Source organism: Massilia luteola, assembly GCF_034420155.1.
In the GTDB taxonomy this organism is placed as follows: Bacteria; Pseudomonadota; Gammaproteobacteria; order Burkholderiales; family Burkholderiaceae_D; genus Telluria; species Telluria luteola.
In genome coordinates this window covers 493,991-520,785 of sequence record NZ_JAXOFN010000001.1, presented here as the reverse complement: position 1 = coordinate 520,785, position 26,795 = coordinate 493,991, and the positions used below count along the sequence as shown (strand labels likewise).

At 69.3% G+C, this 26,795-nt stretch carries 12 protein-coding genes; 5 read left to right on the top strand and 7 right to left on the bottom strand.

What is annotated here, in order from left to right:
- Positions 1 to 53 precede the first annotated feature (53 nt).
- The 4 genes from recD to U9J41_RS02300 form a co-directional block, all read right to left on the bottom strand.
- On the bottom strand, positions 54 to 2,018 hold the full coding sequence (gene recD, locus U9J41_RS02315) for an exodeoxyribonuclease V subunit alpha (RefSeq protein WP_322399970.1): 1,965 nt from the start codon (positions 2,016 to 2,018) through the stop codon (positions 54 to 56).
- The gene (gene recB, locus U9J41_RS02310) at positions 2,008 to 5,640 is read right to left on the bottom strand and encodes an exodeoxyribonuclease V subunit beta (protein ID WP_322399969.1); all 3,633 of its coding nucleotides are present in this window, start codon (positions 5,638 to 5,640) and stop codon (positions 2,008 to 2,010) included. The genes recD and recB overlap by 11 nt, the downstream gene beginning before the upstream one ends.
- On the bottom strand, positions 5,637 to 9,038 hold the full coding sequence (recC, locus tag U9J41_RS02305) for an exodeoxyribonuclease V subunit gamma (RefSeq protein ID WP_322399968.1): 3,402 nt from the start codon (positions 9,036 to 9,038) through the stop codon (positions 5,637 to 5,639). The genes recB and recC overlap by 4 nt, the downstream gene beginning before the upstream one ends.
- Positions 9,039 to 9,108: 70 nt before the next feature.
- The gene (locus U9J41_RS02300) at positions 9,109 to 12,132 is read right to left on the bottom strand and encodes a CHASE domain-containing protein (RefSeq protein ID WP_322399967.1); all 3,024 of its coding nucleotides are present in this window, start codon (positions 12,130 to 12,132) and stop codon (positions 9,109 to 9,111) included.
- 110 nt (positions 12,133 to 12,242) lie between these two features.
- Between U9J41_RS02300 and U9J41_RS02295 the strand changes: the two genes are divergently transcribed.
- Entirely contained in the window at positions 12,243 to 14,282 is a 2,040-nt protein-coding gene (locus U9J41_RS02295) for a prolyl oligopeptidase family serine peptidase (protein ID WP_322399966.1), read from the top strand.
- Positions 14,283 to 14,447: 165 nt separating this feature from the next.
- On the top strand, positions 14,448 to 14,720 hold the full coding sequence (locus U9J41_RS02290) for a helix-turn-helix domain-containing protein (RefSeq protein ID WP_056435822.1): 273 nt from the start codon (positions 14,448 to 14,450) through the stop codon (positions 14,718 to 14,720).
- Here the strand turns inward: U9J41_RS02290 and U9J41_RS02285 are convergent.
- A complete protein-coding gene (locus U9J41_RS02285; protein WP_322399965.1) occupies positions 14,695 to 15,426 on the bottom strand; it encodes a helix-turn-helix transcriptional regulator in 732 nt (243 codons plus the stop codon). The genes U9J41_RS02290 and U9J41_RS02285 overlap by 26 nt on opposite strands.
- Positions 15,427 to 15,885: 459 nt before the next feature.
- Here U9J41_RS02285 and U9J41_RS02280 point away from each other — a divergent pair, with 459 nt between their 5' ends.
- Together U9J41_RS02280 and U9J41_RS02275 are read left to right on the top strand one after the other, a co-directional pair.
- Positions 15,886 to 20,814: a response regulator gene (locus U9J41_RS02280; protein WP_322399964.1), complete on the top strand. Its 4,929-nt coding sequence runs from the start codon at positions 15,886 to 15,888 to the stop codon at positions 20,812 to 20,814.
- A gap of 11 nt (positions 20,815 to 20,825) precedes the next feature.
- Positions 20,826 to 21,677, top strand: coding sequence for a CheR family methyltransferase (locus U9J41_RS02275; RefSeq protein ID WP_322399963.1), 852 nt, complete (start codon positions 20,826 to 20,828; stop codon positions 21,675 to 21,677).
- 1 nt (position 21,678) lies between these two features.
- On the opposite strand, the gene U9J41_RS02270 is transcribed toward U9J41_RS02275, so the two are convergent.
- The gene (locus tag U9J41_RS02270; protein ID WP_322399962.1) at positions 21,679 to 22,302 is read right to left on the bottom strand and encodes a glutathione S-transferase family protein; all 624 of its coding nucleotides are present in this window, start codon (positions 22,300 to 22,302) and stop codon (positions 21,679 to 21,681) included.
- A 171-nt stretch (positions 22,303 to 22,473) separates the two neighbouring features.
- Here U9J41_RS02270 and U9J41_RS02265 point away from each other — a divergent pair, with 171 nt between their 5' ends.
- Positions 22,474 to 25,161 carry a M1 family metallopeptidase gene (locus U9J41_RS02265; protein WP_322399961.1) on the top strand — a complete coding sequence of 896 codons (2,688 nt, stop codon included), beginning with the start codon at positions 22,474 to 22,476 and terminating at the stop codon, positions 25,159 to 25,161.
- 9 nt (positions 25,162 to 25,170) lie between these two features.
- On the opposite strand, the gene glpD is transcribed toward U9J41_RS02265, so the two are convergent.
- Complete coding sequence (glpD, locus tag U9J41_RS02260; RefSeq protein WP_322399960.1) at positions 25,171 to 26,727, bottom strand: glycerol-3-phosphate dehydrogenase; 1,557 nt, start codon at positions 26,725 to 26,727, stop codon at positions 25,171 to 25,173.
- Between the last annotated feature and the right edge of the window lie 68 nt (positions 26,728 to 26,795).

Genomic DNA, 26,795 nt, shown 5'->3' with positions numbered 1-26,795 from the left:
CATTCTGGCACGGACGCGCGCCGGACAGCGCACCGTCCGGCGCCGCGCGGGGCCTAGCGCTCCACCATCCCGCGCAGGCCGCTGGCCCGGTGCGTGCGCCGCAGGATCGCCTCGCCCAGCACGGCCGGCGCCGGCGTCGTCAGGGTGAATTGCCGGCTCGCGCGCGTGATGCCCGTGTAGACCAGCTCGCGCGCCAGCACGGCGCCCCCTTCCTTCGGCAGGACCAGCACCGTGTGCGCGAATTCCGACCCCTGGGATTTGTGGACGGTCATCGCATACGCCGTCTCGACGTGGCGCAGCCGCGTCGCCAGCACGCTGCGCACGTTGTCGCCTTCGAGGAACCACACGCGCAGCGAGCCCGGACGGGCCGGGTCGGTCAGCGCGAGGCCGATGTCGCCGTTGAAGGTCTTGGTCGGGTAGTCGTTGCGCGTGACCATGACGGGGCGCCCGACATACCAGTCGCCGCCCGTGACCAGGCCCGCGTGCGCGAGGCGCTGTTCGATGGCGTCGTTCAGGCCCTCGACGCCCCACTCGCCCTCGCGCACGGCGCACAGCACGCGGAAGGCTTCGAAGCGCTGCAGCACGGCGCGCACCCAGTCTTCGTGGCCGCCCTGGCCGTCCGTGCCGCCGCTGCCGGCGCGCAGCAGTTCCAGGTAAGGGCGGTAGCCGTCGAGCGCCAGCTGGATCACGTGGTGCTGGTGGGCGTGGTCGATCCAGCGCAGCACGCTGGATGCTGCCGGGGCGCGCAGCGCGGCGGCCGCGCCGTCGACGTCGCCCGCGTTGACGGCCAGCGCCAGCTTGCCGATCGGGCCGCCGAAGCGGCGGCTGTGGCGCAGCATCACGGTCTGCTGGGCGAGCGGGCCGCCGGCGCCCGCGTAGTGGTCCGGTATCGTCTCGCCGCTGGCCGCCCGCACGTAATCGAGCGTGGCGGCGTCGTAGTGGCCGGCCTGCGCGTCGTGGCACAGGTCGCCCAGCACGGCGCCCGCTTCCACCGACGCCAGCTGGTCCTTGTCGCCCAGCAGGATCAAGGTGCTGCCATCGGGCAGCGCGTCCAGCAGCGACGCCATCATCTCCAGGTGCACCATCGAGGCCTCGTCGACGATCAGCACATCGACGTCGAGCGGATTGCCGCGGTGGTGTGCGAAGCTGCGCGTGTCCGGCCGCGCGCCCAGGAGGCTGTGCAGCGTGCGCGCGGCGCCCATCCTGCTGGTGAGGTCGCGCAGCGGCAGCGCGCCGCCCACGCGCTCGGCCAGTTCGCCCAGCGCCTTGTCGATGGCCTGCTTCAGGCGCGCCGCGGCCTTGCCCGTCGGCGCGGCGAGCGCGATGCGCTGGCGCGCCGCGTCCGGCGCCGTCGCGAACAACAGCGCCAGCAGGCGCGCCACCGTATAGGTTTTACCGGTACCCGGTCCGCCCGTGATGATGGCGAACGAGCCCCGCAGCGCGACGGCGCAGGCGATGCGCTGCCAGTCCGGCAATTCGCCCGCGCGCTGGGCGCCGAACAGCGCTTCCAGCCACGTGTGGGCCTGGTCGATGTCGACCGCGCGGCGCTGCTGCGCACGCGCACGCACGCACGTGGCCACGAGGGTTTCGTCGCGCCAGTAGCGGCGCAGGTACAGGCGGCTGTCGTCCAGCACGAGCGGCTGGTCGTAATCGAGGTCGCCCACGCGCCACACCTGTTCGCACCCGGCCAGTTGCGTGATCCACCCCTTGGCGCCGCGCGGCAGCGGTTTCGCCGCGCGCGCCAGCGCCTTCCAGTCCTCGTCCGCCCAGCCGAGCAGGCCGGCCGGATCGGCCGCCAGGTCGTCCAGCAGCAGGCAGCTGTGGCCGCGCCCTTCCAGCTCGGACAACACGAGGGCCGCGAGCTGCAGCGGGATCGAACGGGCGCACGCCGCCGTGCCCAAGGTGGCGACGAAGCGCGCGAACACGCCGGACAGGCGGCGCAGCTCACCGGCCTCGGTCAGGCGTTCGACCTCGGTCCAGAACGCGGACGCATCGACGTCGTTGGCATCAGGCTTCATGCGCGTCCTTTCCCAGCAGGCGATCGAGGCCATCCAGCAGTTCCAGGTCGGGCTCGAGCAGATAGCAACCGTGTGTGGCCGGATTGCCGACCCCGCGCAAGAACAGGAACACGGCGCCGCCCAGGTGCTCGCGCGGCGAATACTCGCTGCCCAGGCGCGCGCGCAGCAGGCGGTGCACGGCCAGCATGTAGATGGCGCCCTGGATGTCGTAGCGGTGCGCCGCCATGCCGGCCGCCATCGCGGCCTGCGTGTACGACAGATCGCCCGGCCCGAGCGCGTTCGATTTGTAGTCGAGCACCCAGTAGCGGCCGCCGCATTCGAACACGAGGTCCGTGAAGCCCTTCAACATGCCATGCAGCTGGCGCTCCGGCAGCGTCGGCCGCGGCGTGTTCCCCAGCATGCGGCGGCGGCACAGGCGGTCCAGCGCGGCGACGTCCAGCTGGCGGCTGGGGAACCAGAATTCCATCTCGGCCAGCGGCGCATCGATGTCGGCCAGCGCGCAGCCGACGGGCGGCAGCGGCGTCATGGCGATCATGCGCAGCCAGGCCAGCGCATCATCCAGGCGGTTGCCCCAGCCGGCGCGCAGGATGCGCTGTGCCAGGCGCGTGCGGAACTGTTCGTCGTCGACCTGGCCGAAGCCTTCGTGGGCCATCCATTCCAGTTGCTCGTGCAGGAAGTTGCCGGGGCCGGCGCCGCGCGGGAAGCGGTGCCACGGCGCGTCCTCGCCGTGCGCGACGGCCACGACGCCCGGGTCGTCTTCCTCCAGCAGGTTCTCTTCCTGCGGCCGCGTGGGCGGCGCCACCGTGTTTTTCGTCAGCGACGTGAACGAGCCGACGGCCCAGTTGCGCTCGAAGCGCGCCTCGAAGCGCGGCGGCTCCACGAGTTCCGGCCGCACGTCGGCGCGGCGCAGCACCGTGCAGCCGTCCGGGCTTGCCAGCGCATGCAGCTCGATGCCGTCGGCGTCGCCGCGCAAGGCCTCCCAGCGCTCGCGCACGGCGCTGGCGGGCACCGGTGTCCCGCCCGTCAGCAGATAGCCCAGCGCCGATTCGTGCAGCTGGTTCTCGCCCTTCTTGCGCGCCGCCACGGCCGCGACGCCGAGCCACAGGAAATGGCGCGCCCGCGTCAGCGCCACGTACAACAGGCGCAGGTCCTCTTCCAGGCGCGCGCGGTCGACGGCGGCCAGCGCCGCGTCGGACAGCGCGAGATCGATGCGGCGCTCGCCGTCGTCCTCCGCGTAGTCGAAGAAGGCGCGGTTGCGGCGGTCCGTCTTGCGCGCGGTGACGGCGAACGGCAGGTACACGAGCGGATACTCGAGACCCTTCGACTTGTGCACGGTGACGACCTTGACCAGTTCCGCGTCGGATTCCAGCCGCAGCACGCGTTCGTCGCCGCCCTCGCCCATGCCCTCGGTCTGCTCGGCGAACCAGCGGATCAGCGCCTGTTCGCCATCCAGCTCCCGGCTCGCTTCCTGCAGCAGCTCGGCCAGGTGCAGCAGGTTCGTCAGGCGGCGCTCGCCGCCCGCCGCCCCGAGCAGCTTCGCGGGCAGGCCCAGTTCGTGGATGAAGCGGCGCAGCATCGCCAGCACCCCCTGGCGCTGCCACGCCAGGTGCAGGGTCTTCAACTGCTCCACGCGCGCCTCCCACGCCAGTTCGTCGCTCGCCAGCTGCGCCAGCTCGGCCAGCGGCAGCGCGCAGGTCGCGGTCGCGAATGCGGCGCGCGCGAGCGTGACGTCGAGCGGATTCGCCACGGCCTGCAGCCAGCGCAAGACGTCGCGCGCCTCGTCGCTTTCCACGACCGAGTCCTGGTCGGACAGGTAGACGCTGGCGACCTGCCTTTGCGCGAGCGCGCGGCGGACGGCCGCCGCCTCGCGCCGGTCGCGCACGAGGATCGCGATATCGGCCGGCATCAGGCGCGCGAAGCGGCCCGCATCGTCTTCGAAGCCGGCGCGCGGATCGTTCAGCAGGCGCACGATGTGCTCGGCGCAGTGCTGGGCGAAGAATTCGCGGTAGTCGTCGCCACGCATGTCCTCGATCTCCGCCATGCCGACGGCCAGCGCCTGGAACGGGCCGTCCACGCCGACCAGTTGCTGCCCGCGTCCGGCCGCATCGACGGCGTCGAACGGCAGCGGATTTTCCGCGCCCTTGCGGAAGCGGAACGCGCCCGCCGCGTAATGGCCTTCCGCGTGGCGGAACAGCTGATTCACAGCGTCCACGAGCTGGCGCGTCGAGCGGTAGTTCGTGCCGAGCTGGTAGTGGCGGCCGTGCGTCGCCCGCCGCGCCGACAGGTAGCTGTGGATGTCGGCGCCGCGGAAGCCGTAGATCGACTGCTTCGGGTCGCCGATGAGGAACAGGCCGCGCGCCGGATCGTTGTCTTCGACCCGGTACAACAGGTCGAAGATGCGGTACTGGTCGGGCGACGTGTCCTGGAATTCGTCGACCATCGCCACCGGGTATTGATCGAGGATGCGCCGGCGCAGCGCGTCGCCGTTGCCGCCTTCCAGCGCGTCTTTCAGCCGGACCAGCATGTCGGCGAACCCGAACTGGCGGTTGCGGCGCTTGAGCTCCGCCATGCGGTGCGCGATGGCGCACGCGGCGTGGCGCAGCAGCGCATGGGCCACCGGGGCGACGGCGTCCAGTCCTTCCTTCAACGTGTCGGTATGCCCGAAGCACGCGGGCACGGGCGCGCTGTGGTCCTTGCTGAACGCGTCCACGATGCCGCCGGGCGTCAGCCGCTGCCACATCGCGTCGCTCAGTTGCGGATAGTGCGCCTGCGGGTCGACGGCCCAGCGGCGCAGCGCATCGAAGGCTTTCGCCAGCGAGTCCGGGCGCATCTTGGTGCCGTTGAACGCCTTGGCATTCACGCCGCGCTGCGCGGCGATCCACGCTTCCATCGCATCGGTGCGCGCCTGCCAGCCGTCCTTCAGCCGCGCCAGCTCGTCGCGTTGCGCGCGTTCCGCGTCGAGGATGACGTCGCCCAGCGGCCGCTCGCTGCCGCCGTCGAGGCGGCCGGCCCGCTGCACCAGTTCGCGCACCGACCGTTTCAGCGCATCGACGTCGCTCCAGCACGACAACAGGCTGGTTAGCGCCGCGCCGGACAGCGGGTACACGTGCTGGCGCCAGTAATCGTGCGCGGCATCCTCGAACAGGGCGCGCTCGTCGCTGACGAGTTCTTCGTCGAACAGGCTGCCGCTGTCGAACGCGTGCTCGCGCAGCATGCGCTGGCACCAGGCGTCGATGGTGAAGATGGCCGCTTCGTCCATCGTCTCCGCCGCCAGCACGAGGCGGTGCGCGGCCACGAGGCGCGACGCTTCGTCGCCGTACGCGGCGGCCAGCGCCGCGAGGTAGGGATCGTCGGCTTCCGCCTCGCCGCGGAAGCAGGCCGCCGCCTGCACGAGCCGTTCGCGCACGCGGTTCGACAGCTCGCGCGTGGCGGCGCGCGTGAACGTCATCACGAGGATCTCGGGCGGCATCAACGGGCGCGCGAAGCCGTCTTCGCCGCCGTGGCCCAGCACGAGGCGCAGGTACAGCGCGGCGATGGTCCACGTCTTGCCGGTGCCGGCACTGGCCTCGATCAGGCGCGAGCCGTGCAGCGGGAAGGTCAACGCGTCGAGCAGCTGGCTCATGGCTCGCCTCCGTCGAAGCGGGTCACCGTCACGCTGTCCTTCAGCCAGGCGACCAACGGTCCGTACAACGCCTCGGCCACGAGCGGCCAGCCGCCGGCGGCGCGCAGCAGCGCGAATTCGGGCCACAGGCGCGCGAGGCAAGGGTCCGTCGCTTCGCCGTCGATCTCGAAGCCGCCGTCATACGTTTCGCGCGCGTCGCCGCCGGCGACATGCGCGAGCGCCGTCTTGCACGCGACGGGCAGCGGCCGGTCCAGGTTCGACCGCCACAGCGCCACCAGCGTTTCCAGCTGCGCGAGCGCCGCGCCGCGTTCCAACGGCGCCAGCGCGAGGCTGGCGTCGCGCGCGACGAGCACGCCGCCCACCCGCTCGCCCGTCGCGGCGGCGGCCAGCTGGCGCAGCCACGGGCCCATCAGCTTGTCGCCGCGCGGCTCGCCCTTGCGGTCCAGGACTTTCGACGACATCTGCAGCAGCCATACGGTGTCGTCGTCGTTGCTGCGCAGGCGGTCGATCCAGTCTTCGAGGCGCCAGCCGCCGACGTCCACGCTGACGACCAGCTTGGGCGCCGCACGCGGATAGCGGCTGCCCAGCGCCAGCCAGGCAGTGCGCACGGGCACGAGATCGTCGACGAGCTGCTGCTGCCACTGCCGGCCCACCAGGCCGATCGGCAGCACGCCTTCGCGCGCCAGCCGCGCCGCGCGCGTTTCCAGCACGTGGCGCACCTCGTGCTGCGCTTCCGGCCTGCCGCTGTCGTCGAGCAGCGTGTCTTCCAGGAAGTAGCGCTCTAGCGCATCGAGCGAGAACGGTTCCTCGTCCTCGCCGACGACTTCCAGGTCATTGAACGTCACGCCCAGGCGGCGCCGGAAAAAGTAGCGCGCCGGCTGGCGCAGGAAGCTCGCCAGTTCACCGAGGGTGAGGCGGTAGTCCGCATCCAGTTCGAACGGCGGCAAGGGATCGGCATCGAGCGCCGCGCCGGCGCCCGCCGCGTCGGTCCCGTGCGCCGAACGCCATTCGCCCGCGTACGTGAGCAGGCCGCCGCGCTCGAAATAGCGGCGCGAGAACGGCTGCAGCGCGTGCACGGTCGTGCGCTCCGCCAGGTCGAGGTCCCAGCCGGCGGCCAGGTAATCGCGCAGCTGCGACACCAGCACGGACGCCGGCTGCTCGGTGTTGTCGCGCACGTTGCGTCCCACCCAGCTGACGTATAGTTTTTCGCGCGCGGCCAGCACCGCTTCCAGCATCAGGTAGCGGTCGTCGTCGCGGCGCGAGCGGTCGCCGGGGCGGGCCAGGCCGGGCAGCGCCAGCAGGTCGAAGTCCGACTGATGGCCACGGCGCGGGAAATCGCCGTCGTTCATGCCGAGCAGGCAGACGACGCGGAACGGCACCGCGCGCATCGGCATCAGGGTGCAGAACGTGACGCCGCCGGACACGAACTGGTGGGAGAGCGCCGGCTGGTCCAGCTGGCCGAGCCACGCCTCGCGCATCACGGCCAGCGACACGGGTTCGTCGAACAGCGCGTTCTCGCAGATCTCCAGCCAGCATTGCAGCCCTTCTTCCAGCTGGTGCAGCGTCAAGCGGTCTTCCTCGTTCGTCGCGCGGAAGAAGCGCGCCAGCAGCGCGCGCGCACAACCGCCCCATTCCATCGGACGCAAGGTGCGGTCGAGGTCCTCGCGCCACGCCAGCAGCGCTTCCACCAGCTCGGCCAGCGAGCCGGCCAGCGCCGCATCGAGCCCGCCCACTTCCGGATACGGTTCGATGTCGCGGAAGCTGGCCCCGTGGCCGGTCGCATAGCCGAGCAGCATGCGGCGCACGCCGAACAGCCAGGAATTCTGCTCGCCGGCGAACCCGAGTCCCAGGCCGGCGCGGTGGTGCTGGTCCAGGCCCCAGCGCACGCTGGCGCCCTCGATCCAGTGGCCGAGGATGGGCAGGTCGGCATCGGTCAGGCCGAAGCGCCCGGCCAGCGCCGGCACGTCGAGCAGGTCGCGCACCTCGCTCTGGCGGCAGCGCTGCTGCGGCAGCCGCAGCAGCCATTCGAGCGCCACGAGCAGCGGATTCACACTGCGGTCCTTGACGTCGCCGATCTCGAACGGGATATAGCGCGGGTCGCTGCGCTTGTGCTGGCCGAACACCGCGTGCACGGCCGCGGAGAACGTCTCGATGTCGGGCACCATCACGACGACGTCGCGCGGGCGCAGCGGATCGTCCCCCTCCTCCGCGAACCACGACAGCAGCTGGTCGTGCAGCACCTCCACTTCGCGCTGGGCGCTGTGGGCGATGTGGAACTCGATCGAGCGGTCGTTAGCGGGCGGCGGCGTGTGCGGGTGTTCGGACAGCGGCAGCAGGTCGCGCACGGCGGCCTGTACCTGGCCCAGCAGCGTATCGCCTTCCTCGTCGGAGAACAGGTCGATGCGCAGGTTGCCGAATTGGGCGCCCTCGCCGTTGTCGAATTCGTCGAGCATGCGCACGAAGTCGCGGCCCTGGCGCCCCCAGCTCGCGAGCAGCGGATGGCTGTGCGCATGCAGCTGTTCGACCGGGATGTCGGCCAGGTCGCTGCCGTTGCGGTGCTGCTGGCGTTTGTAGGCGGCGCGCAGGAGCTCGCGGCCTTCGATGATGTCGCCCCAGTAGAACCGGCACGGGTTCGGCACCGCGAGCAGCACCTGCGTGTGGCGCGACAGCCCCGCCATCGCCTGGATCGTCTGGTACGGCAAGGTCGACATGCCGAACAGGATCACGCGGCGCGGCAGGCGCAGCACCGGTTCGCGGTCTTCCAGCACGGCGGCCATGAATTGCGCGTGGATCGTCGCGCGGCCGGACCAGCGCCGCTCGGGCGGCAGGCTCGCGTGGATCTCGCGCCAGAGCTGCGCCTGCCAGCACTGGTCGGACATCAGCGGCACGGACTCGCCGCCGGCACGGCGCAGCTGGTCGATGCCGTCGGCCCAGTCGGTGAGCCAGTCGGCGCGGTACACCTGGTACTGGTCGTACAGGTCGGCCAGGCGCTCGGCCAGTTGCAGGCGGCGCTCGGCGTCGCCGTCGTTCAAGAAGTGGCGCAGCGGTTCGAACGTGGCCTTGTCCAGCACCTCGGGCAGCAGGCGCATGAGGCGCCACGTCAGCGCGTCCTTGTCGAACGGCGAGCGGCGCGGCACGCGCTCCGGGCCCAGCATGCCGCGGTAGGCTTCCCACTGGAAGCGCGCCGGCAGCGCCACGCGCGTGGCCGCGCACACGCCCAGTTCTTCCGCCAGCGCGATCTTGAGCCACTCGGCCACGCCGTTGGACTGGACGAGCATGATCTCTTCCTCCAGCGGCCCGAGCGGATTGGCGCGCAGCCAGTCGAAGACGGCGGCGCGCAGCAATTCCATCTGGTTGCCGTGCAGGATGAGGAGGCCGGGGCGGATCGGGGATGGCATGGCGCGACGTGACGGGAAGACTCGCGCAGCATACTACTTCCGGCGCCCGGGCGGTAGAGCTGGCGAGTCGTTACGCCTGGTGATCCTGCTGGCGCGCGCCCAGTTCGGCGTGGATGTGGCGTTCCAGCCGCGCCAGCAGGCCGCGCAGCCGGGCCGCCAGCGTGCGTGCGCGGCCGAGCGCGCCCGGTTCGAGCTGGCGTTCCAGCTCGGCGCACAGGTCGCCGAAGCCGAGGGCACCGACCGTCCGCGCCGCCGATTTCAGGCGGTGCGCCACCGCGGCCGCCCGGGCCGGCTCGTGCGCGGCCAGCCCGCGCTCGATCTCCTGCATGCCGTCGCGCGCGGCGTCCAGGAACAGGAATGCGTATTTGCGCATCTGGTCCGGCTGGCCGCCGAACGCGTCGGACAGCACGCCGATGTCGAGCAACGCCTCGGCCGGCCGCACAGCGCCGCTGTCCGGCCGCCGCGCATTGCGGCCGAGCGCGCGGGCCACCGTCGCGATCAGCGTCTCGGGCGCGGCCGGCTTCGTCAGGAATTCGTCCATGCCGGCCGCGAGGCAGCGGGCCTGGTCGTCGGGCCCCGCGTTCGCCGTCATCGCGATCACCTTGAGGTCCGCGAACGCCGGGTCGCGGCGGATGCGGCGCGTGGCATCGATCCCGTCCATCACCGGCATCCGCACGTCCATCAGCACGCAGTCGACGGGACGCTCCGCCAGCCGGTCCAGCGCGTCGGCGCCGTTGCCGGCGACGGTCACGTGCGCGCCGGCGTCTTCGAGCAGATCGCGCGCCACGAGCTGGTTGAACGCATTGTCCTCGACGAGCAGGATCGCGATGCCGTCCAGCGCCCCGGGCCCCGCCGGTTGCGGCTCGGCGGCCGCGCGCGCCGCCGGTACCGGCTGCAGGCGCGCCGTGAACCAGAACGTGCTGCCCCGCCCCGGCGTGCTCGTCGCGCCGATCGTGCCTTGCAACAGCTCCACCAGCTGCTTGCTGATGACGAGGCCCAGGCCGGCGCCGTGGTGCCGCGGCGGCGCCGGGTCGGCCTCGCGGCGGGGCCCGAACAGCTGAGCCAGGTCGTCGTGCGCGATGCCGACGCCGTGGTCCTCCACCTCGAAGCGCACGAGCAGGTCGGCGCCCACCGTGCGCTCGACGCGGGCGCGCACCTGCACGGTGCCCCGTTCGGAAAACCGGATGGCGTTGCCGACCAAATTCAGCAGCACCTGTTCCAGCCGCAGCGGATCGCCGCGCAAGGGCTGCCGCAGCTCGGGCGCCACGTCGAATTCGAGCACGAGGCCGCGCACCGCCGCCTGCGCGCCCAACTGGCCGGCCAGATCGTGCGCGAGCGCGTCCAGCGTGAAGTCGAGCCGTTCCAGGTCCACCTTGCCGGCGTCGGTCCGGGGCCGGTCGAGGACGCGGTTGAGGATGCCCAGCAGGTGCTGCGCCGCGTGGTGGATCTTGTCCAGGTAGTCGCGCTGCTTCGGCGCGTCCGCATGCTTGCGCGCCAGGTATGCCATGCCGAGGATGCTGTTCATCGGCGTGCGGATCTCGTGGCTCATGGTCGACAGGAAGTCGTTCCTGGCGCGGCTGGCCGCATCGGCCCGGGCTTTCAGCGCGTGCAGTTCGGTGACGTCGGTCGACACGCACAGGACGGCATCGACGTCACCGTCACCGTCGCCGTCGCCGTCGCCGTCGCCGTCGAAGCGTACCGGCACCTTCACGCTCCACAGCTGGCGCACGACGCCGTCGGTGCCGGCGAAGGCGTTCTGCACGGCGCGCTTCTCGCCCAGTTCGAAAACGGGACGGTCCAGCGCCCACAGCGCGTCGGCCTGCGCGGGCGGCATCACATCGTGGTCGCGCCGGCCCACGACGTCCTTGGCCGGGAGGCCGCAGGCGGCCGCCATCTTCGCGTTGACGTAGCGATAGCGGCGGTCGCGGTCCTTCAGGTAGACGTAGGCGTCGACGTTGTCCAGCACGAGATCGAGCAGCCGGCGCTGCTCCACCGCCGCCCGGCGCGACCGGGCCAGGTTGAGGAACAGCGCGTAGGCCAGCAGCGTGGCGCCGAAGCCGCCCGCGCCCGCCAGCCACGGGACGATGCGCCCGAAGCCGCCGGCCAGGTCGGCGCGGCGGGCGACGAAGCGCGCTTTCCACAGGTTGTCGTCGAAGCGCACGGGCAGCACGGTTTCCAGCAGGTCGTCGCCGCCCAGCGCCGGCGGCGCGCCGTCGTACAACACCGCATCCGCCCCGTTCACGCGCAGCCGTCCGGGCGCGCCGGCGTCGGCCGCCGCGGCATCGGCCGCCGCGGCATCGGCCGCCGCGTACAACTGCAGCGCCACCAGGCGGGCATCCACGCCCCGCATGGCGTCGTGCACGAGGGCCGGAATGGAAAAGCCGACGCCGACCGAGCCCGCATAGGCGGCGCGCCGTCCTTCGACGTCGCGCGGCAAGGCGCCGCCGGCCGGGATGCGGTAGACGGGCACGCGCAGGGCGAGGGCCGAGTGGCGCGCGGGGCGCTCCACGACGATGGGCTTGCCCGACGCCGCCATGCGGCCCCTGTCGCGCGCGCGGTCCATCGTCCGCGCGACGGCAGGCGCGCCGCCCGTCAGGTCGACGCCGAATTTTTCCGGCAGGTGGGGCTCCAGGTAGGTCAGCACGGTATAGGCCGGACGGTGCCCGGCCGGACGGATCGTGAAGTCCGGATAGCCGGCCGGCGCGACGCCGCGGTCGGCGCGGACGGCGGCCACGAAGGCGGCGCGCGCGCCGTCGTCCACGTATTGCGCGTAGTTGATCGACTCGATCGCCGGGTAGTGGCGTGCCACGCCGAGCGTCTCGACATAGCGGTGGAACTGCAGCCGCGAGACCGTGCCGCCGTTGGCCTGGAACAGGGCCGCCAGTCCGCGCACGACGTCCGCGTACTCGTGCACGGCGCCGTCCAGTTGCTGGCACCCGGTGCGCGCGAGGTGGTCGAAGCGCGCCTGCGCGCCGACGGCGACCGCATGGGCCGCGCCCAGGTACAGGCCGACACCGGCCAGCAGGGCGAGCGTCACGCCGCCGGCCCACGACGCGGCCGTCCTTCCCGTGTTGCGCATTGCGATGTCAGCCATGTCCACCGGTCCGAGATATGACAATTAGTATTGTCGTGCGGCAATTTTTAGATGTTTGCTAGTATGTCCGAATCGGAACAAAATGGCGAGCTTAACAAGAAGGAATGCGTATGCGCGAAACACATCATGACAATCCGGACCCCTGGCTGTGGCTGGAAGACGTCGATTCGGATCGCGCGCTCGCCTGGGTGCGCGAACGCAACGCGGAAAGCGAACGCGAACTGACCGCCCTGCCCGGCTACGCGGACCTGCGCGCGCGGCTCAAGACGATCCTGGATTCGCGCGACCGCATTCCCTACGTCGGCCACCACGACGGCCGCTTCTATAATTTCTGGCGCGACGCCGACCACGAACGGGGCATCTGGCGCCGCACGACGCTCGCCGAATACCGCAAGCCCGTGCCGGCCTGGGAAACGGTGCTGGACCTGGACGCGCTCGCGCGCGACGAAGCGGAGAACTGGGTCTGGGCGGGCGTGGCGTTCCTGGAACCGCACGGCACGCGCTGCCTCGTCTCGCTGTCGCGCGGCGGCGGCGACGCCCACGTCGTGCGCGAATTCGACGTGGCGGCGCGCGCCTTCGTCGCCGGCGGTTTCGCGCTGCCGGAAGCGAAGACGAGCGCCGGCTGGATCGACCAGGACCAGCTCTTCGTCGCGACCGACTTCGGCCCCGATTCGATGACGGCGTCCGGCTACCCGCGCATCGTCAAGGCCTGGCGCCGCGGCACGCCGCTGGACGCGGCGACGCCCGTGTACGAAGCGCAGCCCGACGATCTGTCGGTCTCCGCCTGGCACGACCCGACGCCCGGCTACGCGCGCCAGTTCGTCCAGCGTCAGATCGATTTCTACACCAGCGACCTGTTCTTGCGCGATCCCGCCGACGGCCGGCTCGAACGCATCGACAAGCCGCAGGACGCCAACGCGTTCGCGCTGCGCGACCAGTTGATCGTCGAACTGCGCTCGGACTGGACGATCGGCGCAAACACATGGCCGCAGGGCGCCCTGCTCGCCATCGGGTTCGACCGCTTCATGGAAGGCAGCCGCGACTTCGACATCCTGTTCGAACCGTCGCCGACGACGTCGCTGGACGGCATCGCGGCCACGCGCGCGGCGCTGTTCCTCACCATCCTCGACAACGTCAAGAACCGCGTCGTCGAGTGGCGCCACGCGGACGGCCGCTGGCAGCGCCGCGACGTGCCGGCCCCCGGCATGGGCGCGCTGCACGTGTCGGGCGTCGACGACTACGCGTCGGACCAGGTCTTCCTGACCGTCACCGACTTCCTCACGCCGAGCAGCCTGTATCTGATGGAAGCCGGCAGCGACGGGCGCGAGCTCCTGAAATCCATGCCGGCGTTCTTCGACGCGGCGCCGTACGCCGTCAGCCAGTTCGCGGCGCGCTCGCCCGACGGCACCGACGTCCCCTATTTCGTCGTGATGCGCAAGGACGCGCCGCTGGACGGCACGAACCCCACGCTGTTGTACGGCTACGGCGGGTTCGAAGTGTCGCTGACGCCCTTCTACAGCGGCGTCACCGGCACGGCGTGGCTCGACCAGGGCGGCGTGTACGTGCTGGCGAACATCCGCGGCGGCGGCGAGTTCGGCCCGCGCTGGCACCAGGCCGCGCTCAAGGAAAACCGCCAGAAGGCATTCGACGATTTCCTGGCCGTCGCCGGGGACCTCGTCCGGCGCGGCGTCACGCGCCCACGCCATCTCGGCATCATGGGCGGCAGCAATGGCGGGCTGCTCGTGGGCGCGGCGCTCACGCAAAGGCCGGACCTGTTCGGGGCGGTCTCCTGCCAGGTGCCGCTGCTGGACATGCGCCGCTATCACGAATTGCTGGCCGGCGCCTCGTGGATCGGCGAATACGGCGACCCCGACGAGCCGGACGAATGGGACTACATCGCCCGCTACTCGCCGTACCAGAACGTGGTCCCGGACAAACGCTATCCGCGCGTGCTGTTCACGACGTCCACGCGCGACGACCGAGTCCACCCCGGCCACGCACGCAAGATGGCGGCGCGGATGCGGGAACAGGGCCACGACGTGCTGTATTGGGAAAACACGGAGGGCGGCCATGCCGGCGCGGCCAACAACGAACAGACGGCGACCATGTGGGCGCTGACGTATGCGTTCCTGTTGAGTCAGCTCAAGTAAACGGCGAAAATTGACGTGGCCGGTGGCATATTTCGATGGTAACCACCGGTTATCGCAAAGTCGTTACCGAAAGATTGAATGGGGAACTAGCAGGGTTGCTAGGACGCTAAATGAATGTTGCATGGAATACTTGTTTCTCACACATCTTTCCATGGAGGAGCTGCGATGGCTAATGATTTCGTTACCGAAGCAAGCCTGCGTGAACCGTTGGCAGGCACCCTGGTGAAGCCGCCCGCTTCACTGTCGCCCTCCATCGGCGATCTGAAGAAGTATCGGATCAGCAAACGCGAGAGTCAGGAAAAATTCTGGGGCCGTTTCGGCGTCACCCAGTCCAGCGGCAGCCGCTTCGAAACGGGTCTGGCCATACCGGCCCCCGTCGCCCTGCTGTTGAAGCTGTATGTCAACGGCAAGCTCAACGATGGTGATCTTCTGGGGTAATCAGACCCAAAGAAATTGCTCGCACGACCGCCTGTTGCCGGGTGTTGACGTTGAACTTCTGCCGGATATTACCCATATGGAAGTTTACCGTCGCCTCGGAGCAGCCGGTGATTTTTGAAATCTCCCACGACGATTTGCCCACCATGACCCAGTTGAGCACTTCCAGCTCGCGCGGCGTCAGGCGCGGCGCCGCTTCCTGGGTGGGCGGCGGGCAGAAACGCACGCCCGACGCGAACGCGTAATCCCGCACCAGCGCCAGATCGGCCAGCATGCTCGACACGTCGCGCACGAACGCGCCGTCGGCCGCCGCGTCGATGGCAAAGCTCAACAGGCCAAACTCCCCGTTCGGACCGTGGATGGGAAACGTCACGCCGGCCCGGATGCCGTGGGTGCACGCTTCTTCGTACAAGGCGCGCTGGGCCGGGCTGCGGAAGAGCTCCGGTTGCCAGACCAGCGGCAACGTGGTGGCCATGCAATGGCTGACGATGGGGTCGACATAGGCGAACCGCTCGGCGTCGTAGCGCTCCCGCCATTTCACCGGATAATTGCTTTGAATAAATGCATTTTCGAGGCGCGCATGCCGCGAGCCGGACATGCCGAACAAGACCTTGTCGAATCCATACTGCCGGCCCAGGGCGAACAGCGCTTCGCCCCAACTGGACGCGGTGTCGGTATGTAACAACTCGTCCAAATCGACGGTCTTCATGGCTGCCTCGCGCTATTGATGTGGGATGTAACGACACCCGGTATGCTAGATGAGTTGTAACCAAAAAGCACGAAAAATTAGTCTTTTATTCATTATGGCAGAGCACCGGCGTTTGCTCAGTTGTCGTTCCGATACACGCCGAACGCGGCCCGCCATCGAATCGTGCGCCGCCCCCTGCACTTTTCGATTATTCTCGCGCGAATTGTCCGTTTAAAATTTCAAAAATGCAAGTTTTTCTACGGCGTCCGTAACAATCTCGCCGAGCGATCGCCACCCATGCTTGACTTGACTGGACACCGGAGTATCTTTGCGTTTTCTAGACATTTAACAATACGCGCTCGTCCAAAATCTTGTTCGCGACACCCATCCGAATTACAGCGACCCGCCGCGGTCGCGGCCTGCCGGCGTTCGCCGGCGTCCTGCTCTTCCCTTCTTTCCTTACTCGAGGATTTTTAGTCAATGAATAATATGACCGACATGGCTGAACAGCTCGACGTCAAGCTGTTGTTGTCCACGCTGATGGCGCTGAAAAAGGGAGATTTCTCCGTACGCATGCCGTCCGACTGGACCGGCGTGTCCGGCAAGATCGCCGACACCCTGAACGACATCATCGAGACCAAGGAAAAAATGGTCGAAGCGGTCACCGAGGTGTCGCGCGTCGTCGGCCGCGAGGGCCACCTGACGCAGCGTGCCTCCGTGCCGGGCGCCGCGGGCGGCTGGTCGACCATCATCAGCTCGGTCAATACACTGATCGACGACCTCGTGCGCCCGACGACGGAGATGGCGCGCGTCATCGGCGCCGTCGCGAAAGGCGACCTGTCGCAGACGATGGCGCTGGAAGTCGACGGCCACCCGCTCAAGGGCCAGTACCTGCGCGCCGCGACCACCGCGAACACGATGGTGGAACAGCTGTCGTCGTTCTCGTCCGAGGTGACGCGCGTCGCGCGCGAGGTCGGTACGGAAGGCAAGCTCGGCGGCCAGGCGTACGTGCCGGGTGTCGCGGGCACGTGGAAGGACTTGACGGACTCGGTGAACTCGATGGCGGGCAACCTGACGTCGCAGGTGCGTAACATCGCGGAGGTGACCACCGCCGTGGCGAACGGCGACTTGTCGAAGAAGATCACGGTGGACGTGCGCGGCGAGATCCTGCAGCTGAAGGACACCATCAACGTGATGGTGGACCAGCTGCGTTCCTTCGCGTCCGAGGTGACCCGCGTGGCGCGGGAGGTCGGTACGGAAGGCAAGCTCGGGGGCCAGGCGTACGTGCCGGGCGTCGCGGGCACGTGGAAGGACTTGACCGACAACGTGAACTTCATGGCGTCCAACCTCACGGGCCAGGTGCGCAACATCGCGGCGGTGACGACCGCGGTGGCGAACGGCGACCTGTCGAAGAAGATCACGGTGGACGTGAAGGGCGAGATCCTCGAACTGAAGAACACCATCAACGTGATGGTGGACCAGTTGTCGTCGTTCGCATCGGAGGTGACGCGCGTCGCAAGGGAGGTCGGTACGGAAGGTAAACTCGGCGGCCAGGCGGTGGTGAAAGGCGTCGCGGGCACATGGAAGGACTTGACCGACTCCGTGAACTCGATGGCGGGCAACCTCACGGGCCAGGTGCGCAACATCGCGGACGTGACGACCGCCGTCGCGAACGGCGACTTGTCCAAGAAGATCACGGTGGACGTGAAGGGCGAGATCCTGGAACTGAAGAACACGATCAACGTGATGGTCGACCAGCTGAACTCCTTCGCGTCCGAGGTGACCCGCGTGGCGCGGGAGGTCGGTACGGAAGGTAAGCTGGGCGGCCAGGCGAACGTGCCGGGCGTCGCCGGTACGTGGAAAGACCTGACCGACGGCGTGAACTCGATGGCCGGCAACCTGACGGCGCAGGTGCGTAACATCGCGGAAGTGACGACCGCGGTGGCGAACGGCGACCTGTCCAAGAAGATCACGGTGGACGTGAAGGGCGAGATCCTCGAGCTGAAGAACACCATCAACGTGATGGTGGACCAGTTGTCCTCGTTCGCATCCGAGGTGACCCGCGTCGCGCGCGAGGTCGGTACGGAAGGCAAGCTCGGTGGCCAGGCGTACGTGCCGGGCGTCGGCGGCACCTGGAAGGACTTGACCGACAACGTGAACTTCATGGCGTCCAACCTCACGGGCCAGGTGCGTAACATCGCGGCGGTGACCACCGCCGTGGCGCGCGGCGACCTGTCGAAGAAGATCACGGTGGACGTGAAGGGCGAGATCCTGGAACTGAAGGACACCATCAACGTGATGGTGGACCAGTTGTCGTCGTTCGCGTCGGAAGTGACGCGCGTGGCGCGCGAGGTGGGTACGGAAGGCAAGCTGGGTGGCCAGGCGAACGTGTCCGGCGTGGCCGGTACGTGGAAGGACTTGACGGAGAACGTCAACCAGCTCGCGGCGAACCTGACCAACCAGATGCGCGCGATCGGCGAAGTGGCGACGGCGGTGACGCGCGGCGACCTGTCGCGCTCGATCCAGGTGGAAGCGCGCGGCGAGGTGTCCTACCTGAAGGACAACATCAACGAGATGATCCGCAACCTGAAGGAGACGACGCAGAAGAACGCCCAGCAGGACTGGCTGAAGACCAACCTGGCGCGCTTCACGCGGCTGCTGCAGGGCCAGCGCGACCTGCAGGCCGTGACGAAGCTGATCCTGTCCGAACTGGCGCCGCTGGTCTCGGCCCACCACGGCGTGTTCTACATGATGGATTCGCAGGAAGCCGATGCGCGCCTGCGCATGATCGCGTCATACGGCTACCGCTCCAGCCGCAAGCTGCCGACGTCGTTCCTGCCGGGCGAAGGTCTCGTCGGCCAGTGCGCGCTCGAAAAGACCCGCATCTGGCTGACGGACGTCCCGCGCGACTACATCGTGGTGTCGTCCGGCCTCGGCTCCGCGCCGCCGACCAACATCGTCGTGCTGCCTATCCTGTTCGAACAGCAGGTCAAGGCCGTCATCGAGATCGCGTCGCTGGACCGCTTCACGGAAACCCACCTGTCGTTCCTCGACCAGCTGATGGAATCGATCGGCGTCGTGCTGAACACCATCGAGGCGAACAGCCGGACGGAATCGCTGCTGACCCAGTCGCAATCGCTGGCGCAGGAACTGCAGCAGACCAACCAGGAACTGGCGGAAAAGGCGCGCCTGCTGTCCGAGCAGAACATCGAGGTGGAGCGCAAGAACCGCGAAGTGGAACAGGCCAAGCTGGCGCTGGAAGAAAAGGCCACGCAGCTGGCGCTGTCGTCGAAATACAAGTCCGAGTTCCTGGCCAATATGTCGCACGAGCTGAGGACGCCGCTGAACTCCCTCCTGATCCTCGCGCAGCAGCTGTCCGACAACCCGGAGGGCAACCTGTCGTCCAAGCAGGTGGAGTTCGCGAAGACGATCCACGGCTCCGGCTCCGACCTGCTGACGCTCATTAACGACATCCTCGACCTGTCGAAGATCGAGTCCGGCACCGTCACGCTGGACGTCTCGGAATACCGCTTCTCGAACCTGCGCAACTACGTCGACCGCACGTTCCGCCACATGGCCGAGGCTAAGCACCTGGGCTTCACGGTGGAGCTGGCGGACAACCTGCCGACCGCCGTGATGACCGACACGACGCGCCTGCAGCAGGTGCTCAAGAACCTGCTGTCGAACGCGTTCAAGTTCACCAGCCACGGCAACGTGTCGCTGATGATCAGCCTCGTGACGAGCGGCTGGACGGCTGACCACCCGCACCTGCTGCATGCGGACGCCGTGCTGGCGTTCTCGGTGCGCGACACGGGCGTCGGCATCCCGTCCGACAAGCTGCAGCTGATCTTCGAGGCGTTCCAGCAGGCCGACGGTTCCACCGCCCGCAAATACGGCGGCACGGGCCTGGGCCTGTCGATCTCGCGCGAACTGGCGCGGTTGCTGGGCGGCGAAATCAGAGTCGAGTCAACCGTCAACATCGGCTCCACGTTCACCTTGTACCTGCCGTACAACCGCGCGGGCTTCATCAACTACGAGCAGACCCGCCAGCCGCAACCGGCGCGCCTGGCGCCGCCGCCGTCGCAGTCGTCCGCCGTCCCTGCGCGGACCCTGCTGCTGGAGGCCGAGACCGATACCGACGCGGGCAATGCCGTCACGAGCGCCGGGCTGTCCGATCCGGCCGGCAGCCTCGTCGAATACGCGACCATGCTGGACGACCGCGGCCTGATCGTGCCGGGCGACCCGTCCGTGCTGATCGTCGAGGACGACGAGCGCTTCGCCAAGACCCTGCTCGAATTCGCGCGCGAAAAGAACTTCAAGGGCATCGTCACGCACCGCGGCGATTCCGCGCTGTCACTGGCGCGCGACTACCTGCCGTCCGCGATCCTGCTCGACATCGACCTGCCCGACATCGACGGCTTCACGGTGCTCGACCGCCTGAAACGCGACCCGAGCACGCGCCACATCCCGGTGCACGTGATGTCGTCGCTGCGCGAGCGCGAACGCGCGCTGCGCCAGGGCGCCATCTCGTACATCAACAAGCCGGTGAGCCGCGAGATGCTGCAGGAGGAATTCAAGCGCATCCAGAAATTCCTCATGGGCGGCAAGCGTTCGCTGCTCGTCGTCGAGGACGACATGGCGCAGCGCGAATCGATCGTCGGCCTGATCGGCGATTCCGACGTGCGCATCGTGACGGCCGAAGACGGCAAGGCCGCGCTGGACGCGCTGGCCCAGCAGCACTTCGACTGCATGGTGCTGGACCTGACCTTGCCCGACATCTCCGGCTTCGACCTGCTCGACCAGATCGGCAAGCAGCAGGCCTTGCGCGACCTGCCGATCGTGATCTACACGGCGCAGGAACTGTCGCGCAAGGAGGTCACGAAACTCAAGCGCTACGCCAAGACCATCGTCGTCAAGGACGCGCGCTCGCCCGAACGCCTGCTCGACGAGACGGCGCTGTTCCTGCACCGCTCGCAGGCCAGCCTGCCGGAGACGCAGCGCAAGATGCTGGAAGAGATCCACGCGCTCGATTCCGGCCTCGCGGGACGCAAGGTGCTGATCGTCGACGACGACCTGCGCAACATCTTCGCGCTGTCCTCGCTGCTGGAGCGCCAGCAGATGCAGGTGCTGTTCGCCGAGAACGGCCGCGACGGCATCGAGGTGCTGGAAAAGGACCCGAGCATCGAGATCGTCCTGATGGACATCATGATGCCGGAGATGGACGGCTACGACACGATGCGCGCCATCCGCCGCATCCCGAAGTTCAAGTCGCTGCCGATCATCACGCTGACGGCCAAGGCGATGAAGGGCGACCGCGACAAGTGCATCGCCGCCGGCGCGTCCGACTACATCACCAAGCCGGTCGACGTGGCCCAGTTGCTGTCGATGATGCGGGTGTGGTTGCATTGATGGCTGCCGTGATGGGCACATCGAATGCGTGGACGGGCCTGGCGGCCGGGCTGGCGGTCGAGGAACTGGAAACGCAGCTGCTGCTGGAAGCCCTGTTCCAGCGCTTCGGCCACGATTTCCGCGCTTACGACCGCCACGTCCTGCGTCTGCGGCTGGCGGACGCCATGCGCGCGCAGGGCGCCGCCACGCTGTCCGGCCTGCAGGAAAAGGTGCTGCACGATCCGGCCGCATCGGCCGCGCTGCTGCGCATGCTGTCGCCGCGGCCGGCCGCCCTGTTCGACGATCCGGACCACACGCGGCGCCTGCGCGCCGTGCTGGCGCCGTCGCTGCGCGCCTGGCCGCTGCCCCGGGTGTGGATCGCGGAATGCGCGGGCGTGGGCGAAGCGTGGACGCTCGCCGTCGTGCTGGCGGAAGAAGGCGTGCTGGACAAGCTGGACATCCACGCGACGCTCGCCAACGAGGATCTGGTGGCGCAGCACCAGGACGCATGGCTGCCCGTGGCCGACCTCGACGCCGCGCAGTCGCGTTACGCGGCCGGCGACGGCCAGGCGGCGTTGCCGTCGTACTTCGACGTGCGCGACGGCCGCGCGCGCCTGCAGCCGCAGCTGCGCCGGCGCATCACGTGGTCGCAGTACAGCCTCGTGACGGATGCCTCGTTCAACGAATTCCAGGCGATCCTGTGCGGCAGCGCGCTGTCCGACTTCGGGCCCGTGCTGCGCCAGCGCGTGCTGCGGCTGTTCCACGACAGCCTGGCGCGCTTCGGCGTGCTGTGCCTGGACCGGCCGCTGGCCGTGTCGGACGCGTATGCGGGGACGTACCAGGCGATCGAAGGGGACCGGCCGTGGTACAAGCGGGTCGGGTGAGTCAGGCCGCCTGCGCGCTCGGCCGCTCCGCGATCCGGTCGCGCCACGCCTGCAGGTTCGCCAGTCCGTCATCCGACGGCCGGAACCGCATCAGCCCGCGCGCGAATTCCAGCGCGCAGAATGCCGTGATGTCGGCGATCGTGAGCCGGTCGCCGGCCACGTAGTCGCGGTCCGCCAGCACGCCGTCCAGCCAGCGCGCCGACTCGCGCACCTTGGCGCCCTGCGCGGCGCCGAAGTCGCCGAACTGCGGCTGCTCCAGCGCGGCCAGGCCCGGATGCGTGTGGCGCACGCAGTTGGCGATGCGCAGGAACAGCTGCAGCTCGCAGCGCCGGTCCATCATCTCGATGAAGGCGCGTTCCTCGAAGCCCTCGCCCATCAGGTTCGGCTGCGGGAACTTCCCTTCCAGGTAGGTACAGATGGCGCGCGTCTCCGCCAGCGTGCGGCCGTCGTCCAGTTCCAGCACGGGCACCTGGGCCATCGGATTGACGGCCATGAACGCCGCGCCGCGGTGCTCGCCCTTGCCCAGGTCGATCTGCACGGTGTGGATGCCGGCGATGCCCTTCTCGACCATGAACATCAGCACGCGGCGCGGATTCGGCGCGCGGCTGCTCGTGTACAGTTTCATGCGTCTGCTCCTCGTCTCGTCATGCGTGGCAGATCATACCCCACGCCGCGGCCGCGCCTGTCCACTTGTTCATTTGACAGGCCGCGCCGTTTGATCGTAGATTGCCAGACTGGCCGCGCGCACTACCCCGACCATCGCGCGCGTTCGACGTACATACTCGATAGGAATCCCATGCAACGCAGCCTGCTCTCCGCCGCCGTCATCCTCGCCCTGGCGGCCCTGCCTACCGTCCACGCCAGCGCCGCGCCTACCCGCGCGCACGCCGGCGCGGCGGCCACCGTCGACACCACGACGCAATTGCCGCGCAACGTCATCCCCACGCATTACCAGATCTCGCTGACGCCCGACGCGGCCGCCGCGTCGTTCGGCGCCCGCGCCGTCGTCACGATCAACGTCACCAAGGCCACCGACAGCATCACGCTGAACGCGGCCGACCTGAAGTTCGCGCACGTGACGCTGGCCCCGGCCGCCGGCGGCGCCGCGCGCGATGCGACGGTGGCCGTGGACGCCGCCGCGCAGACCGCGACGTTCACCTTCGCGCAACCCGTCGCGCCGGGCATGTACCACCTGGCGATGGATTACACGGGCGTGATCGGCACCCAGGCCGTGGGCCTGTTCTCGCTGGACTACCCGGGCGCCGGCGGCAACAAGCAGCGCGCGCTGTACACGCAGTTCGAGAACTCGGACGCGCGCCGCATGATCCCTTCGTGGGACGAGCCGGCGTACAAGGCCAGTTTCGCGCTGGACGTCGTCGTGCCGGCCGGCCAGATGGCGGTCAGCAATATGCCGGCGACGGCCACGGCGACGCTGCCCGACGGCCGCCGCCACATCAGCTTCGCGACGACGCCGAAGATGTCGACCTACCTGCTGTTCTTCGCCCTCGGCGACTTCGAACGGGCGACCGCGAAGGTCGAAGGCACCGAGGTCGGCGTCGTCACCCGCCGCGGCGCGCTGCCGCAGGCGCAGTTCGCGCTCGACGCGCAGAAGTCGATCCTGCGCGAATACAACGATTACTTCGGCGTGCGCTATCCGCTGCCCAAGCTGGACAACGTGGCCGGCGCCGGCCGCAGCCAGTTCTTCGGCGCGATGGAAAACTGGGGCGCGATCTTCACGTTCGAATACGCGCTGCTGCTCGACCCCGCCATCGCGACCCAGCACGACCGCGAAGAGATCTTCGAGACGGCCGCGCACGAGATGGCGCACCAGTGGTTCGGCGACCTCGTGACGATGCGCTGGTGGGACGACCTGTGGCTGAACGAGGGCTTCGCGTCGTGGATGGAGAGCCGCACGACGGCCCGCCTGCACCCCGAATGGAACACCCACCTGGGCGCCGTCGCCACGCGCGAGCGCGCCATGCGCCGCGATTCCGTCGCCGGCACGCACCCGGTCGTGCAGCACGTGGAGACGGTCGAACAGGCCAACCAGGCGTTCGACGACATCACGTATGCGAAGGGCGAATCGGTGATCCGCATGCTGGAAGCCTATGTGGGCGAGAACGCCTGGAAGAACGGCGTGCGCGCGTACATGAAGGCGCATGCGTACGGCAACACGGTGTCGGACGACCTGTGGAAGCAGATCGAGAAGGCGGCCGGCAAGCCGGTAACGGCCATCGCCCACGATTTCACCCTGCAGCCCGGCATCCCGCTGATCGAGGTCGGCGACCCGGTCTGCCATAACGGCGCGACGACCGTGGCGCTGACGCAGGCGGAATTCACGCGCGACCGCGCCGACAAGGCGCCGCTGGCGTGGCGCGTGCCCGTCATCGCGCAGATCGCCGGCAACACGAAGCAGGCGGCGACGCTCGTCACCGGCGGCAAGGGCACGATCACCGTGCCGGGCTGCGGCGCCGTCATCGTCAACGCCGGCCAGACCGGCTACTACCGCACACTGTACACGTCGGCCGACTTCGCGCAACTGGCGCAGCGGTTCGCGAGCCTGGCGCCGATCGACCAGATCGGCCTGCTGGCCGACAGCGGCGCGCTCGGCCTGGCGGGCCGGCAACCGGCGTCCGACGTGATGGACCTCGTGAAGGCGACGCCGGCCGGCGCCGATCCGGCCGTGTGGGCGCGCATCGCCGGCATGCTCGACGGTATCCACGACCGCTATCGCGACCAGGCCGCCGGCGGCGACACGACGCGCCTGCGGCGCTTCGACACGTTCGCGATCGCGCGCCTGGCCCCGCTGATGGCGCAGGTCGGCTGGACCGCGCGGCCGGGCGAACCGTCGGCCGTGGCGAACCTGCGCGGGCAGCTGATCGTCGTGCTGGGCGACCTGGGCGACGCGACCGTCATCGCCGAGGCGCGCCGCCGTTACGCCGCGCTGGCGACGGATGCCGACGCCGTGCCGGGACCGCTGCGCAAGACCGTCATGGGCGTCGTCGCCCAGCACGCCGACGCCGCCATGTGGGACCAGCTGCACGCGGCCGCCCGCAACGAGACGAACCCGCTCGTGCGCGACCAGCGCTACACCCTGCTGGCCGCGACGGAAGACCGCGCGCTCGCCATGCGCGCCCTGCAGCTCGCGCTCACGGACGAGCCGGGCCTGACGATCAGCGCGACGATGATCTCGAAAGTCGCGCAGCGCTATCCGGACATGGCGTTCGACTTCGCCCTCGCCAACCTCGCCCGGATCAACGAGCGCGTGGACGCCAGCTCGCGCAGCCGCTACCTGGCGCGCCTCGCGATGGGCTCGTCGGACCCGGCCATGGTCGACAAGCTGGGGGCGTATGCGCAGGCGAACCTGGCGCCGAGTTCGCGCGGCGACGTCGAGGCGGCCGTCGCCTCCATCAAGGACCGCATCCAGGTGAATGCGGCGCGCTTGCCGGAGATCGATGCGTGGCTGGCGAAGCACGCCGAATGACGCCTCGCGTCAGGGCACGGTGACCGCGCCCCGGCGCCGCGCGGCCAGCCACGCGTCGACGCGCCTGGCCGCGCCCGGCGCCGCGTGCAGGCCGAGCTTCGTGCGCCGCCACAGGATGTCGTCGGCGCAGGTGGCCCATTCCTGGCGCACGAGGTAGTCGGCCTCGACCTCGTACAGGCCGTTCACGATTTCCGCGCCGAGGTCGGCGCGGGTGCGGCAATGGGCCAGCAGCGCGGACAGCCGCGTGCCGTAGCTGCGGGCATAGCGCGTCAACAGGCCGTCCGGCAGCCAGGCGAATTGCTGGCGGCGCGTGCGCACCCACGCGTCGTATTCCAGCACGGCGCGCGCGATCGGCACCTTGCCGTACAAGTCGCCGCCCGGCAGGCAGGCGTGCGCGGTCCATGCCGGCACCTGGCGCCCGAGGACGGGGCCGATCCAGTCGACGGCCTGCTCGGCCAGCTTGCGGAACGTCGTGACCTTGCCGCCGAATACGGACAGCAACGGCGCGCCGCCGGCCGTGTCGTGTTCGAACCGGTAGTCGCGGCTGGCGGACGATGCGCTGCCGCCGTCGTCGCCGATCAGCGGCCGCACGCCCGCGTAACTCCACACCACGTCGTCCGGCCCGATGCGGCACTCGAAGCAGCGGTTCACGGCTTCGCACAGATAGGCCGTCTCGGCGGGGCTGATGGCGACCCGGTCGAGGTCCAACGCATCGTGGTCGACGTCGGTCGTGCCGACCAGCGTGAACGCGCCCTCGTACGGCAGCGCGAACACGATGCGGCCGTCCGGCTGCTGCAGCAGGCAGGCGTGGTCGCCGTCGAACAGGCGCGGCACGACGATGTGGCTGCCCTTCACGAGACGCATGGCCCGCGCCGGGCCGGCGCCGGCCGCCTGCAGGAAGCTGCCCGCCCACGGCCCGGCCGCGTTCACGAGGCAGCGCGCGTGCACGTGCACGTCGCCGCCCGGCCCGTGCAGGTCGGCCTCCCAGCGTTTCGCTTCGCGCCGCACGTGCACGCAGCGCGTGCGCGTGAGGACGGTGGCGCCGCGCTCGCGCGCATCGAGCGCCGCCAGCACGACGAGGCGCGCGTCGTCGACCCACGCATCGGAATACGCGTACGCTTTCACGAACTGGCGCTGCAGCGCGGCGCCGGCCGGGCTCGCGCGCAGGGAGACGGTGCCGGACGGCGGCAGGAAGTCGCGCCGCGCCAGGTGGTCGTAGAGAAAAAGGCCGGCACGGATCATCCAGCCCGGTCGCTGCCCCGGCGCGCCCGCCGCCTGCGGCATCAGGAAACGCAGCGGACGGATGATGTGCGGCGCGCTCTTGAGCAACACTTCGCGCTCGGCCAGCGCCTTGCGCACGAGACCGAAGCGATACTGCTCGAGATAGCGCAGGCCGCCGTGGATCAGTTTGCTGGAAGCGGACGACGTGTGCTGCGCGAGATCGTCCTTTTCGCACAGGACGACGCGCAGGCCGCGCCCGGCCGCGTCGCGCGCGATCCCGGCGCCGTTGATGCCGCCGCCCACGACGAGGACGTCGCAATCGATACGTTTGGCAAGTTCTCCCATGTCCACCACGCTCCTGTTCGCCCGGACCCGCGTCCGGCCGCAGCCTACTATAATCCGCGAACGGCGCC